Genomic DNA, 14144 nt, shown 5'->3' with positions numbered 1-14144 from the left:
GCGGCGTCTGATCGCGACCTCAGATCGCGGCGTCCGTGTCAGGCCGGTGCCGTACGGGCGGGATCGGGGCCGGGGTCGTCGGAGCCGGGGCCGCCGTGGTCGGGGCCGGCGCCGGGTTTTATCTCCGGCCGTGCCGTGGCCAGGCCCGCCAGCAGGCCCGCGCCCGCCGTCACCGACGTGAAGCTCAGCGCGTTGCCCACGCTCGCCACGGCGGCGAGCGCCGTCAGCGCCGCCCCGGCCGTGAGGGTCACCGGCGTCGAGCACGCCGAGCGGGCCAGCCCGTACATCAGCCAGCCGTACACCGCGCCCAGCAGCACGACCCCCACGACGCCCTGCTCCGCCGCCTGCTGGAGCGGCGCCGAGTGCGGAGTGCCGTCACTGTCCAGCGAGCGCGTCGCGGTCGGACTGAGATCGCCGAAGCGGTCAGGACCCGAACCCAGCAGCGGATGCTCCTTCGCCAGCTCGGCCGCGTCCTGCCACAGCGCCACCCGGTACTGCGTGAGCTGGCCTTCCAGCGAGACCGAGAGCCCCTCGGGCAGGGCCTGCTCGGCCACCGCCCAGGACGCGCCCACCACCAGCGCCGTGACCAGCGCCAGCCCGGCGAGACCGCCCGCCCGCCGTCGCACTCTGGCCGCCGCCAGCGAGCACAGCACCACCCCGAGCACCGCGATGAACCCCGCGATCGACCCGAAGAGCAGCGCGGCCCCCGTGATCGTCAGCGCGAGCAGCCACAGCGCCGGCCGTACGGCCGGGAGCCGGGCCGCCGTCGCCGCGCAGCAGGCCGCTCCGGCCGCGAGCACCAGCAGCCCGGCGACCGCGCCCGTGTCCCCGGGCGGTGTGCCCACGGAAAGGGCCATGCCGAACCCCTCCTGGCCTGATGCGATCGCCGCCGCGAGTCCGGCGACCGCCGTCACGGAGGCAGTCGCGACCGGTACGAGGGACCCGCTGATCCGGCCGCAGGCGTAACCGGCCGTGACGGCGAGCACCGCGAGCAGGACGCCCTCGGGCCTGCCGCCGTTCCCCGCCGCGCTGATCAGCGCCCACACCGCGCAGCCGCCGAGGACCGCGGCGCCGAGGACATCGGGAGCGCTGCCGCGTTCGCGTACGACTGATCGTTCCAACGGCGGTTCCGCCGGTGCGGTCATCCCGTCGCCCCCCGACCTCTGACGGGCCCCGTCCACGACCGTCCGGATCCGGCCATGCGACAAGGACTGGCGCACACGCTAACGGCAGTGGTGGCGATGTGTGGAGGGATTGCGAAGGAACGCCACCGTACGTGTCGAGCGCATGCGCCGACCGTCACGACGACGAGGTTGGCTCGGGTGTGGTCATGGCTCGGGTGTACGGGTCGGTCATGGGCGCTTGTCGTACGAACCGGTCGTACATACGCCTGTGCTTCCCGCGACGGCGGCCCACCGTAGACTCCGCCGGGTGAGCGCCACCATCACCTCCGCCGAGCCGACCCCGTCCGCCCCGGCCCCGGCCGGCCGGGGACTGTCCGCGCTGCCGCGACGGCTCATCCGGCCGGGCGCCGCCGCGCTGTCCGGCGTCATGCTGTACGCGAGCTTCCCGCCCCGCACCCTGTGGTGGCTGGCCCTGCCCGGCTTCGCCCTGCTGGGCTGGAGCCTGTACGGCCGCCGGCTGCGCGCCGCGTTCGGTCTCGGCTATCTGGCCGGCCTGGGTTTTCTGCTGCCGCTCCTGGTCTGGACGGGCGCCGAGGTCGGCCCGGGACCATGGCTCGCGCTGGTCGCGATCGAGGCACTCTTCATCGCCTTCACCGGTATGGGGATCGCGGCCGTGTCGCGGCTGCCGGTGTGGCCGGTGTGGGCCGCGGCGGTGTGGATCCTGGGAGAGGCGGTCCGGGCCCGGGTGCCCTTCGGCGGCTTCCCCTGGGGCAAGATCGCCTTCGGCCAGGCCGACAGTGTCTTCCTGCCGCTCGCCGCGGTCGGCGGCACTCCGGTGCTCGGTTTCGCCGTCGTCCTGTGCGGCTTCGGCCTGTACGAGGTGGTGCGGCAGGTCCTCGCGTACCGTACGGCCGGAACGTTCCCGCGCCGGGCCGCGTCCGTCGCGGCCCTCGCCGTCCTCGTACCGGTCGCGGCGGCGCTCGCCGCCCTGCCGCTGGTGGACGACTCCGCCGAGGACGGCACCGCGACCGTTGCCGCGATCCAGGGCAATGTGCCCCGGGCGGGCCTCGAATTCAACGCCCAGCGCCGCGCCGTACTCGACAACCATGTCCGCAGGACCCTCCAGCTCGCCGCCGATGTGAAGTCCGGCAAGGAGCCGCAGCCCGACTTCGTCCTGTGGCCGGAGAACTCCTCCGACATCGACCCCTACCGCAACCCCGACGCACGGGCCGTGATCGATCAGGCCGCGAAGGCGATCGGCGTACCGATCTCCGTCGGCGCCGTCGTCACCCCGGACACCGGACCGCTGCGCAACACCCAGATCCTGTGGGACCCGGAGCGCGGCCCCACCGCCACCTATGACAAGCGGCAGATCCAGCCCTTCGGCGAGTATCTGCCACTTCGTTCCCTCGTACGGATGATCAGCCCCGGGTACGCGGACATGGTGCGCCGGGACTTCGGGCGGGGGAGCGAGCCGGGCGTCTTCGACCTCGCGGGCACTCAGGTCGGGCTCGCCACGTGTTACGAGGCGGCCTTCGACTGGGCGGTACGGGACACCGTCACGAACGGCGCGCAGCTCATCTCCGTACCCAGCAACAACGCGACCTTCGACCGCAGCGAGATGACCTATCAGCAGCTCGCGATGTCGCGGGTGCGGGCGGTCGAGCACAGCAGGACCGTGGTCGTGCCCGTCACCAGCGGGGTCAGCGCGATCATCCAGCCGGACGGGACGATCACCCAGAAGTCGGGGATGTTCACCCCGGACGCGCTGGTCGCGAAGGTCCCGCTCCGCTCCTCGCTGACGCCCGCGACCCGGCTCGGGACGCTGCCCGAGGGGCTGCTGGCGGCCCTGGCACTGGGCGGGCTCGGCTGGGCAACGGCCCGTTCGGTACGCGGCTCCGCGCGAGCCGGAAGGCAGTCGGCGGACGCCCGTTAGGGTCGGGGGCATGGGAACCCCTGACTTCATCCGAGAGATCCGCGCCACCGCGGGCCACCAGCTCCTTCTGCTGCCCGGTGTCAGCGCGATCGTCTTCGACGACGACGGGCGCGTGCTGCTCGGGCGCCGCGCCGACACCGGGCGGTGGTCGATCATCGGCGGGATCCCGGAGCCGGGGGAGCAGCCCGCGGGCGCGGCGGTGCGCGAGGTGTACGAGGAGACCGCCGTGCGGTGTGTGGCGGAGCGGGTCGTACTCGTCCAGACGCTCAAGCCGGTCACCTATCCCAACGGCGACGTGTGCCAGTACATGGACATCACCTTCCGCTGCCGGGCGGTCGGCGGTGAGGCGCGGGTCAATGACGACGAGTCCCTGGAGGTCGGATGGTTCCCGGTGGACGGGCTGCCGGAGCTGGCGGACTTCGCGCTGCTGCGGATCAAGCAGGCGCTGACCGATGCACCCACATGGTTCGAACCCATGCCTTCCTGGTGAAGTGTGGGCGCTGACCACATCGGTCGGGGCTTGGGCGCTGCTTAGGGTGCGGAATATGACCGCGCCCACCACATCAGGTCCCGTTTCTCGTCCGTCCGGGTCCGCTGCCGCGGAGGCCTCCGGCGGGGGACCCGCTTCCGTTTCCTCTTCCTCCCCGGCCACCGCTCCGTCCGCTCCTGTCGCGCTCGACCTGGGCGGCTGTGTCGCCCTGGTGACCGGGGCCGCGAGCGGGATCGGCCGGGCCTGCGCGCTGCGGCTCGCGGCGGCCGGAGCCCGGGTCAGAGCCGTGGACCGGGACGGCGAAGGGCTCGACGGCCTGGTCAAGGACGCCAAAGGGCTGGTCGGCACCGTCGAACCGAGCGTCCTCGATCTGACCGACCTCGACGCGGCGGAGCGGGCCGCGGCGGGCACGGACGTCCTCGTCAACAACGCCGGACTGCAACTGGTGCGCCCCATCGAGGACTTCCCGGTCGAGGTCTTCCACACCGTCCTGACCGTCATGCTGGAGGCCCCCTTCCGGCTGATCCGTGGCGCGCTGCCCCACATGTACGGTCAGGGGTGGGGCCGGATCATCAATGTGTCCTCGGTACACGGGCTGCGCGCCTCGGCCTTCAAGTCCGCCTATGTGGCCGCCAAACATGGTCTCGAAGGTCTCTCCAAGACCGCGGCGCTGGAAGGGGCGCCGCACGGGGTCACCTCCAACTGCGTCAACCCCGGATATGTGCGGACACCACTGGTCGAGAAGCAGATCGCGGACCAGGCCGAGACCCATCACATCCCGGAGGAACGGGTCCTGGCCGACGTACTGCTCCAGGACTCCGCGCTCAAGCGGCTTCTGGAACCGGACGAGGTCGCCGAGGCGGTCGCCTATCTCTGTACCCCGCAGGCGTCCTTCATCACGGGCACCTCGCTCGCCCTCGATGGCGGCTGGACCGCGCACTGAGCCTGCCGACCGATCCTTTCGGGCGGCCGGGTTCTCCACATCGCTTGCGTTGTCCACAGGGCTGGCGCGGCCGGCCGTACGACGGGTAATCCTGTGTCCATGTCCCAAGAACAGGCTTCCTACCTGGAACTCCTCGCGCGTGGCGCCGCGGCGGAGGCATACGACCGGCCCGCGCTGCTCGCCCGTGCCGACGGCGCGGAGGCGGAGACGCTCGCCGCGCTGGAGCACGCCAAGCAGCTCGCCCTGCGCGTGCGGGCCGAGCTGGCGGAGCGGCGCCGCCGGGAGGCCGAGCTGTCGGCACTCTTCGAGACCGCGCACGACCTGGCCGGGCTGCGCGATCTCGACGCCGTGCTCCGTGCGATCGTGCAGCGCGCCCGCTCCCTGCTGGGCACGGAGGTCGCGTATCTGTGTCTCAACGACCCGGACGAGGGCGACACTTATATGCGGGTCACGGACGGTTCGGTCTCCGCCCGCTTCCAGCAGCTCAGGCTCGGCATGGGCGAGGGGCTCGGCGGGCTGGTCGCCCAGACCGCGCGCCCTTATGTCACCGACAGCTATTTCGACGATCCCCGCTTCCAGCACACCAGCGCCATCGACTCGGGTGTACGGGACGAGGGGCTGGTCGCCATCCTCGGTGTGCCGCTGATGCTGGGCAGCCAGGTCATCGGGGTGCTCTTCGCCGCCGACCGCCATGCCCGGGTCTTCGAGCGTGAACAGATAGCGCTGCTCGGCTCGTTCGCCGCGCATGCCGCGGTCGCCATCGACACCGCGAATCTGCTGGGGGAGACCCGTACGGCGCTCGCGGAGCTGGAGAAGGCCAACGAGATCATCAAGGAGCACAGCGCGGTCATCGAGCGCGCCTCGGATGTGCACGACCGGCTCACCGAACTCGTGCTGCGCGGCGGCGGGGTCCATGACGTGGCGAGCGCGCTGTCCGAAGTGCTGGACGGCACAGTGGAGTTCGCGGGCCCCGGCTCGGCCTCGGTGACGGCGCTGGAGCTGACCGGGACCGACGGCCGCGCCAAATGCCATGGCGAGGTGTGGGGTGCGGCCGTCTCGGCCGGCGGTGAGCTGCTCGGCGCGCTCGTCCTGCGCGGCCATCCCGGGCTCGACCCCGTCGACCAGCGGACCCTTGAGCGGGCCGCCATGGTCACCTCACTGCTGCTCCTCGCGCGCCGCTCCGCGGGCGAGGCCGAACAGCGGGTGCGGGGCGAGCTGTTGGACGACCTGCTCGACGCCCCCGACCGGGACCCGCGGCTGCTGCGCGAGCGAGCCGTCCGGCTCGGTGCCGATCTCGACGCCCCGCATGTGGTGCTGGCCGCCAGGATCGACGGCCCGGCCCCCGACACCACGGAACGCGAGACGGCGGACCGGCGCCGGCTCTGGTCCGCCGCGTCCCATCTCGCCGCCACCGGACAGGGACTGGCCGCCACCCGTGACGGGGGCACGGTCCTGCTGCTGCCGCTCGCCCCCGGCGACACGGCCGCCGGACTCGCCCGTCGTACGGCCAGACAGCTCGGCGGCGCGCTGCGCGAGCCCGTCACCATCGGTGCCTCCGCCGTCGTCGAGGCGCCCGCGGCCCGGCCCGGGGCGATAGCGGAGGCGTACGCGGAGGCCAGACGCTGCCTTGACGCGCTGCGGCTGCTCGGCCGCTCCGGCGACGGCGCGGCAGCCCAGGATCTGGGCTTCCTCGGACTGCTGCTCGCCGACACCCGGGACATCGAGGGCTTCGTCCAGCGCACCATCGGCGACCTCGTCGCCTACGACCGGCGCCGCGGTACGGACCTGGTCCGCACCCTGGGGGCCTACTTCGAGTCCGGGATGAGCCCGGCCCGTACGAAGGACGAGCTGCACGTCCACGTCAACACCGTGGCCCAGCGGCTGGAACGGGTCGGCCGGCTGCTCGGACCCGACTGGCAGTCACCGGCCCGGGCCCTGGAGATCCAGCTCGCGCTGCGGCTGCACGCGATGGCCGCCGCTGTCGTGCGGTGAGTGGTACCCCCACACGACAGCGGCAGCGGCGGAGATGGCCGGCCCGTCCCGTACGCGCCTGAGGGGTCAGGCGCGCGGGGTACGGAGGGGAGCCGCGGTTCCGGCGTCGGCGTCGGCTCCGGCGCCGCGCGGCGCCGGCACCTTCGAGGACTCCGGTCCGGCCTCGACGTCCGCGAGATCCCGGTTCCGGGTCTCCCGGGCGCAGGCGATCGCCACGACGGTGATCAGCGCGGCGGCGATGACATAGAGGGCGATCGGCGTCGAGCTGTCGTAGTCGGCGAGCAGCGCCGTAGCGATGAGCGGCGCGGGCGCGCCGGCGGCCACCGAGGCGAACTGCGCGCCGATCGAGGCCCCCGAGTAGCGCATCCGGGTCGCGAACATCTCCGAGAAGAACGCCGCCTGCGGCGCGTACATCGCCCCGTGGAGCACCAGCCCGACCGTCACGGCCACCAGCAGATTGCCGAAGCTCGCGGTGTCGATCAGCGCGAAGAACGGGAACATCCAGGCCCCGACACCGACCGCGCCGATCACATAGACCGGCCGTCGGCCGATCCGGTCCGACAGCGCGCCCCAGGCGGGGATCACCGCGAAGTGCACGGCGGAGCCGATGAGTACGGCGTTGAGCGCGGTCTGCTTGCTCACCTCGGCCGCGGTCGTCGCGTACACCAGGATGAAGGCGGTGATCACGTAGTAGCTGATGTTCTCCGCCATGCGCGCGCCCATCGCCACCAGAACGTCGCGCCAGTGGTGCCGCAGGACCGCGACGACCGGCATCTTCTCGGCCCCGGCTGCCGACTTGCGCTGCTCGGCCTGGGCCAGCGCCGCCTTGAAGACGGGCGATTCGTCGACGGAGAGCCGGATCCAGAGCCCGACCAGTACCAGCACACCGGAGAGCAGGAACGGTATGCGCCAGCCCCACGAGGTGAAGGCGGCGTCCGAGAGCAGCGCGGTGAGCGCCGAGAGCACCCCGGTCGCGAGCAACTGCCCGGCCGGCGCGCCGGTCTGCGGCCACGAAGCCCAGAACCCTCGCCGCTTCGCGTCCCCGTGCTCCGACACCAGCAGCACGGCCCCGCCCCACTCACCACCGAGCGCGAACCCCTGGACCAGCCGCAGCACGGTCAGCAGCACGGGAGCGGCCGTACCGATGGTGGCGTGCGTGGGCATCAGCCCGATGGCGAAGGTCGCACCCCCCATCATCAGCAGGCTGAGCACGAGCAGCTTCTTCCGCCCCACCCGGTCCCCGAAATGCCCGAAGACCAGCGCCCCGACGGGCCGTGCCGCGAATCCGACCGCGTAGGTCAGAAAGGACAGCAGCGTCCCGACGAGCGGATCGGAGTCGGGAAAGAAGAGCTTGTTGAACACGAGCGCGGCGGCCGAGCCGTACAAGAAGAAGTCGTACCACTCGATGGTGGTCCCGATAAGGCTCGCGGCGACAATGCGCTTGAGTGAGCGGGGCGTTGGCGGAGCGGATGCCGAGGCAGCCATGGTCACCACTTCCGGACGGGATGGGGACGGTATGTGTCGCCACACCGTAGAAACGCCCAGGTCACCGTCACATGTGGCGGGACACCATAGTTCCGGCCACAGCTATCCGCGCAACCACCATGTGAGCCGGGCCCGGTGGCCACCCCGGGGCCTCATCCGGCCCATGGTCGCGGCGCCCGGCGCCGGGCGGGTGGTGAACGAGGGACAACGAGATCACGCAGCCTCGGTACGACGGTCCTGCGGCCGTTGTGGAGACGGATACCTTTCCCGTCATGATGACGCGTGGTGGGGGACGTCTTGTGGCGGTCGGGCGCCTGGGGCGTCAGCCCGTGGCGGTGTTGTAGTTGACGATTCGCTCCACCATGAGAGCGAACGCACCGGCCAGTGGGCTGTCCGCCCCTTTGTTCACCACGTCAGGTAGGCGGTGTGCTTCCTCCTCGGTGGCTGCCACCATGCCCCAGAACGCGTTGAAGCCCGAAGGATCCGCCGGTTTCTCGGCGGCCGCCCCGACTGTGACGACGCCGCCCCGCTCGACCACGGCCAGTGCACCCATCTGCTGCAGCGTGCCGGGATCCCGCTCTTCGGCGGCCACTACGCTCCAGCCCGCCACCCCTATGTGTCGCAATGCGGTGAGAAGACTGCCGGCACTGCCCGCGCCGGTGACAACGATGTCGGGCAGGACAAGGGCCACCGGCCCGTGTGTTATCGGCAGGGCGGACCGGATCGCCCCGTCGAGCCCCGGTTCGAACGACTCGTCCTGGTAGACGAAGACAATGTGAAAGATCTCGGCGTAGCGCGCGAGATAGCTCACCGTGTCCAGCTTGTGTGTCCTGATTACGACGACCAGGCGCACGTTGAGTCCGCTTTTGGCCAGTTCGACAACGGCCTCCAGGCTCCGGTCCAGCACAGTGACCCCAGGAGCCAGACAGTGCAGCTCCTTCGAGTAGGGCGCCCCGAAGCGCGTTCCGAATCCGGCGCAGGGCAGGATGACCGAAACATCAGGGGCGGGCACGGACGAATGATGCATTCAGTGGCTCTCAGGTTGTGTTGACGATCGGGAACCTCGCGCGCCTTGCCGAGTACGGGCGGCCCGGGGCCGACGCCGTACCGTCGGCCTGGAAGGAACGCCGGCGCTCACCGTAGTCACCGAGGACGGCTCCACGCGAGAGGGCAAGTCGTGCGCGGGCCCCGGCACCTTGGGTTCGGGATCACCGCCGCGTTCAGTACCACGCCACGTACACTGCTGCCGCGCACCCGCTACGGCCGACGCGTCGCCGTCGACGAGGACCGCTCGAAGCCTGGGCGGGCACGGGCCGAAACGTATGGGAAGACAGAGCGGAAGAGGACGCGGAATGCGGGTGCTGTTGTCCACATACGGGACGCGTGGCGACGTCGAACCGCTGGTGGCCCTCGCGGTGCGGCTACGGGCGCTCGGCGTGGAGGTACGGATGTGCGCCCCGCCGGACGAGGAGTTCGCGGAGCGGCTGGCAGGTCTCGGGGTGCAACTGGTGCCGGTCGGGCCACCGGTACGGGAATTGATGCGCGGCACGGCTCTGCCGTCGGCGGCGGAGCTGTCCCGGTACCGGACCGAGATGGTTGACGCACAATTCGACATCTTCCCCACGGCGGCCGACGGATGTGACGCGCTGGTGGCGGCCGGCCTGGCGCAGATTGCCGCGCGGTCCGTGGCCGAGGCCGCGGGCATCCGCTACGTGTACGTGAGCTATTCGGCGGTCAACCTGCCGTCGCCGCACCATGCGCCGCCACCGCGGCCGGGCTGGCCGGAGCCGGAGGCGAACGACAATCGGACGCTGTGGGAGCTGGACGCCCACAACGTGAACGCGCAATTTCGCGAGACGCTCAACGGCCACCGGGCATCGATCGGTCTGCCACCGGTGGACAACGTCCGCGACCACGTCCTCACCGACCGGCCGTGGCTGGCGGCGGACCCGGTCCTGGGACCGTGGCGGGAGACCCCGGGCCTCGACGTGATACAGACGGGTGCGTGGACCCTGGCGGACGAACGGCCGCTCCCCGCCGACCTGGTGACGTTCCTGGAGGCGGGCGATCCGCCGGTCTACGTGGGCTTCGGCAGCATGAGCCCGTCGCCGGACATCGCCCGCGGGGTCATCGAGGCGCTCCGCGCACAGGGTCGCCGCGTACTGGTCTCCCGCGGCTGGGCGGACCTGGGCCTGATCGACGACCGGGACGACTGCTTCGCCATCGGCGAGGTCAACCACCAGCGCCTGTTCGGCAGAGTGGCCGCCGTGGTGCACCACGGCGGCGCGGGTACGACGGTGACGGCCGCCCGGGCGGGCGTGCCGCAAGTGGTGGTGGCTCTCCAACTGGCGGACAACCCGTACTGGGCCGGCCAGGTGGCGGACCTGGACATCGGCGCGGCACTCGATGGTCCGGCTCCGACCGTCGAGTCCCTGAGCGTCGCGTTCAAGACGGCTCTGACACCTGAGACCCGGGCGCGGGCAAAGGCTCTGGGCGCCAAGATCCGCACCGACGGAGCGGCGGTGGCCGCGGGCCTGCTGCTCGACGCCCTCCGGTGAGCGAGGCCGTCCCGGCCCGCAGGCCTGGGACGGACCCCACCACACAGGAGCGGACGGTGCACGGGAGGCCGGCCCTACCCCGCCGCCGGCGCCGGATCCGGTGCCGCGTTCGATGGCGTCGGCATGGGCTCCCGGCTCTCCTGGATGGCCACTGCCGTATCGCTGTCCGCCCGGGTGATGATCAGGAAGCGTTCACGAGCGGCGCCCCGCCCTGCCGCGTCCGTCGGCGTCAGCACTTCCCGCAACAGACCGATCGCCTGGCTGACCTGGGCACCCGCCGCGTTCGTCGTGAACGTGGTGAGTGCTTCCGTACGGCCGAACGGCGCCGTCCGGTTCTCCGTGAGCCGGAGCGTGTAGTCCTTCCCCGGTTCCAGCCCGGTCGCCGCGACCTGGAGGAGGTCCAGCGCGCCGAGCGCGTTCACGGAGACGGTCGCGTGCCCCCGCCCGCCGCTGCCCTTCGGCGCGTTCAGGGTGAGGTGACCGGCCATGCCGGCGACTCCGAGGGGCATCAGATTGGCCGTACCCGTACCGGAGGGGACGGCCCGCGGCACGTACAGCAACTGCTGCGGCTGCTGGCCGATCGGAATCGTCGCGGTGATCCGGTTCTTGAGGGTGTCGACGGCCGCGACGGCGTCCTGGTTCTCCAGCCCGACGTACACCCTGGTGCCGTCGCCGGACACCCAGATGCCGTGCGGCAGATCACCGGTGGGGATGGTGGCGACCAGGCTCGGCACCTTGCCGCGGCGGTACACCTTGACGGCGTTCTCCCCGCCCACCGTCACATAACCGAAGTGGCCCTTGGCGTTGTCGACCAGGGTGACGTGGTTGGTGATCGGTCCCGAGTCGAGCGTGGCGAGGATACGGAAGGGCGGACGGGCGCTCATCACCTGCGTCTTGCCGGAGTCCTTGAGGGTGAACCAGACCTCGGTCCCGTCCCTGCTCACGGCCAGGTTGGGCGAGAAGGGGCTGGCCTGCGGTACGCGCGCCACGACCCGGTACGTCCGGGTGTCCACCACATCCACCTCGGGGGTGAAGCTGGAGGGGACGAAGGCGTATCTGCCGTCCGGCCGGAACAGCACCATCCCGGGGCCGTTCGCCGTCCTGACGCGGCGCTTCTCCTTCATGCGGACGGGGTCGATCACCGATACGTAGTCCTCGCCCCGTACGGTCGCCCACAGCTCGCGGCCGTCCGGCGTGAAGAACGTCTCGTGCGGCGAACGCCCCACGTAGACAACGCCCTTGACCTTGTTCGTCGCCGTCTCGATCAGGGTGACCGAGTTGGAGCCGATGGAGACGACGGCGATGGTCCTGTGGTCCGGCGAGAAACCCATTCCGTGGACGAGGAGCTGCTCCCGGTACAGGGGGCTGAGTGCTCCCGGTACGGGGTCGCCGAGGCGGATCACGCCCAGGAGCCGGTTGGCGGCGGGGTCGATCACGGAGACGGTGTTCGACGTCTGGTCGGCGGTGTAGACGCGGTCGCGGCCGGATACGGGGATGACCGCGTCCGTACCCGTACCCCTGCCTGCACTCGTACCCGCGCCCGTACCTGTACCTCTGCCCGTACCCGTACCCGTACCCGTACCCGTAGCCGTACCTCTGCTCGTACCCGCGCCCGTACTGCCGCGTATTCGCTCGCCGGACTCCGGGCTCCCGCGGGGCGGCGGCGCCGCGGCCATCCGGCCCTTCAGCACGCCGATCTCCTGCTGCTGCGTGACGATGATCTCCTGGGCCAGCCGCCGCAGCACAGGATCCTTCCCGTGCTCCAGGACCGCCTTCGCCATCTCGACGGCACTCTGGTGGTGCGGCACCATCAGGGCCGCGAAGTCGTGATCGGGGTCGCCGGTCATGCGCGAGCCCGCCATGGCCTCGGCCATGGCTCTCATGCTCTCGTCCATCTTCCGCGTGAACGGTCCGTGCGCGCCGCCCGCGTGGGACGGGTGGGCGTGCGCCGAGATGGCGGCCCCCCGTCCGGGGGACTCGCACGAGACCAGGCTCAAAGCGATGAATCCGGCTGCCGCGGAGGCACCCAGCCGGCGAAACGCGAATCCACTCATCCGACATCTCCTCTTCCGGCGACGCGCACGCGATCCACGTACCGAAAAACACGTGATCCACGTACGGAAAACAGGGAAGAACAAGGGATGAACAAGGGAAGGAGCAGGAGAAGGGCTCTCCGCCGGTGAGTCCCAGTCTTGGCAGCCCAGGGATGGATGTCCTGCCGGGCTTTGCAAACGGGTGAACGGCCCGCACGCGGGGCCGCATCCGTCACGGTCACGTACGTAGATGTTCCAGTGAGGAGCGGACGCCATGGAGCGGACCACATGCTGTGTGGTGGGCGGCGGCCCCGCCGGAATGGTCCTCGGTCTGCTGCTGGCGCGGGCCGGTGTCGAGGTCACGGTCCTGGAGAAGCACGGCGACTTCCTGCGCGACTTCCGTGGCGACACCGTGCATCCGTCCACGCTGGCGCTGCTCGACGAACTGGGCCTGGCCGAGCGGTTCGCCCGGCTGCCGCAGCGGCGGGTGACGACGGTCCAGCTTCCGATCGGCCCGGGCCGTTCGCTGATCACCGTCGGAGACATCGGCGCGCTCCGGAACACGTACAACTACATCGCGATGGTGCCGCAGTGGGAACTGCTCAACCTCCTGGCGGACGAGGCCCGTCGGGAGCCGTCCTTCTCGCTGCGGATGAGCACCGGGGCGACGTCCTTCCTGGTGGAGCGCGGACGGGTCCGCGGGGTGCGGTACGCCACGTCCGACGGCCGTACCGGTGAGCTGCGGGCCACGCTGACCGTGGCCTGCGACGGCCGGGGCTCGCTGGCGCGGTCGCTGCCCGAACTGGGGCTGCGGAGCTTCACGTGCCCGATGGACGCCTGGTGGTTCCGGCTGCCGCGCCGGGACGGCGACCCGCACGGACTGGTGGGAGGCGCCGGCGACCGGTTCCTCACCGCCCTGATCGACCGCGGGGACTACTGGCAGTGCGCCACGCTGATCCCCAAAGGCACCGACACCCGCCGCCGCGCCGCCGGACTCGACCGTTTCATGGCCGACTTCGGGGCCGCCGTCCCCTGGCTCGCGGACCGGGTGAACACGGTGCGGTCGTGGGACGAGGTGAAGCTGCTGGACGTACGGCTCGACCGCCTCCGGCGCTGGCACCGGCCGGGGCTGCTGTGCATCGGGGACGCGGCGCACGCGATGTCGCCGGTCTTCGGCATCGGCATCAACCTCGCGGTCGAGGACGCGGTGGCCGCCGCCCGTCATCTGGTCGGGCCGCTGCGGGCGGGGACGGTCGGCCTGCGGGACGTACGAGCCGTACAGCGCCGCCGCCGGCCCACCGCGGCCCTGACCCAGGCGCTCCAACGGACCGCCCACGCCCGGGTCATCGAACCGGTCCTGGCAGGAAACTCGCCCTTCGGCAACCCCCGCCGCGCCCAGCGGATGGCCGAACTCCTCACCACCTCCCCCTGGCTGAGCCGCGTCCCGGCCTACTTCCTCGCCTACGGCGCCGTACGCGAACGCCCACCGCGGGAGTCGATTCGGTGAGCGCGGGCCGGAACCCGTACAGCGGTGGGGGGGGGGGAGGGGGTGGGGGGGGATCCCGGCAGGCCGGCGGTGGGTC

Annotated in this window: 10 protein-coding genes; 6 read left to right on the top strand and 4 right to left on the bottom strand. The window is 71.4% G+C overall.

Annotated features, from left to right (window positions below; all coding sequences use genetic code 11):
* Window positions 1-38: 38 nt before the first annotated feature.
* Window positions 39-1145 carry an O-antigen ligase family protein gene (locus ACFU9P_RS22760; RefSeq protein ID WP_384083701.1) on the bottom strand — a complete coding sequence of 369 codons (1107 nt, stop codon included), beginning with the start codon at window positions 1143-1145 and terminating at the stop codon, window positions 39-41.
* A 286-nt stretch (window positions 1146-1431) separates the two neighbouring features.
* Here ACFU9P_RS22760 and lnt point away from each other — a divergent pair, with 286 nt between their 5' ends.
* The 4 genes from lnt to ACFU9P_RS22740 all read left to right on the top strand — a co-directional run bounded on the left by lnt (window position 1432) and on the right by ACFU9P_RS22740 (window position 6485).
* On the top strand, window positions 1432-3060 hold the full coding sequence (lnt, locus tag ACFU9P_RS22755; protein WP_384083698.1) for an apolipoprotein N-acyltransferase: 1629 nt from the start codon (window positions 1432-1434) through the stop codon (window positions 3058-3060).
* A gap of 10 nt (window positions 3061-3070) precedes the next feature.
* Window positions 3071-3550 carry an NUDIX domain-containing protein gene (locus ACFU9P_RS22750; RefSeq protein WP_376372584.1) on the top strand — a complete coding sequence of 160 codons (480 nt, stop codon included), beginning with the start codon at window positions 3071-3073 and terminating at the stop codon, window positions 3548-3550.
* A 55-nt stretch (window positions 3551-3605) separates the two neighbouring features.
* Entirely contained in the window at window positions 3606-4493 is an 888-nt protein-coding gene (locus ACFU9P_RS22745; RefSeq protein WP_384083695.1) for a 3-hydroxybutyrate dehydrogenase, read from the top strand.
* A 99-nt stretch (window positions 4494-4592) separates the two neighbouring features.
* Complete coding sequence (locus ACFU9P_RS22740; protein ID WP_384083692.1) at window positions 4593-6485, top strand: helix-turn-helix domain-containing protein; 1893 nt, start codon at window positions 4593-4595, stop codon at window positions 6483-6485.
* Between the two features lie 66 nt (window positions 6486-6551).
* Here the strand turns inward: ACFU9P_RS22740 and ACFU9P_RS22735 are convergent, their stop codons facing one another.
* Both ACFU9P_RS22735 and ACFU9P_RS22730 read right to left on the bottom strand, forming a co-directional pair.
* A complete protein-coding gene (locus ACFU9P_RS22735) occupies window positions 6552-7970 on the bottom strand; it encodes an MFS transporter (RefSeq protein ID WP_376372577.1) in 1419 nt (472 codons plus the stop codon).
* A gap of 322 nt (window positions 7971-8292) precedes the next feature.
* The gene (locus ACFU9P_RS22730; RefSeq protein WP_384083689.1) at window positions 8293-8982 is read right to left on the bottom strand and encodes a hypothetical protein; all 690 of its coding nucleotides are present in this window, start codon (window positions 8980-8982) and stop codon (window positions 8293-8295) included.
* 340 nt (window positions 8983-9322) lie between these two features.
* Between ACFU9P_RS22730 and ACFU9P_RS22725 the strand changes: the two genes are divergently transcribed.
* Entirely contained in the window at window positions 9323-10528 is a 1206-nt protein-coding gene (locus ACFU9P_RS22725; protein WP_384083686.1) for a glycosyltransferase, read from the top strand.
* A 74-nt stretch (window positions 10529-10602) separates the two neighbouring features.
* On the opposite strand, the gene ACFU9P_RS22720 is transcribed toward ACFU9P_RS22725, so the two are convergent.
* Window positions 10603-12582: a DUF305 domain-containing protein gene (locus ACFU9P_RS22720; RefSeq protein WP_384083683.1), complete on the bottom strand. Its 1980-nt coding sequence runs from the start codon at window positions 12580-12582 to the stop codon at window positions 10603-10605.
* Between the two features lie 253 nt (window positions 12583-12835).
* Between ACFU9P_RS22720 and ACFU9P_RS22715 the strand changes: the two genes are divergently transcribed.
* Window positions 12836-14068 carry an FAD-dependent oxidoreductase gene (locus tag ACFU9P_RS22715; RefSeq protein WP_384083680.1) on the top strand — a complete coding sequence of 411 codons (1233 nt, stop codon included), beginning with the start codon at window positions 12836-12838 and terminating at the stop codon, window positions 14066-14068.
* Window positions 14069-14144 lie beyond the last annotated feature (76 nt).

It is taken from the genome of Streptomyces sp. NPDC057617 (assembly GCF_042800555.1).
Lineage (GTDB): Bacteria > Actinomycetota > Actinomycetes > Streptomycetales > Streptomycetaceae > Streptomyces.
This window is presented reverse-complemented; position numbering and strand designations above follow the sequence as displayed.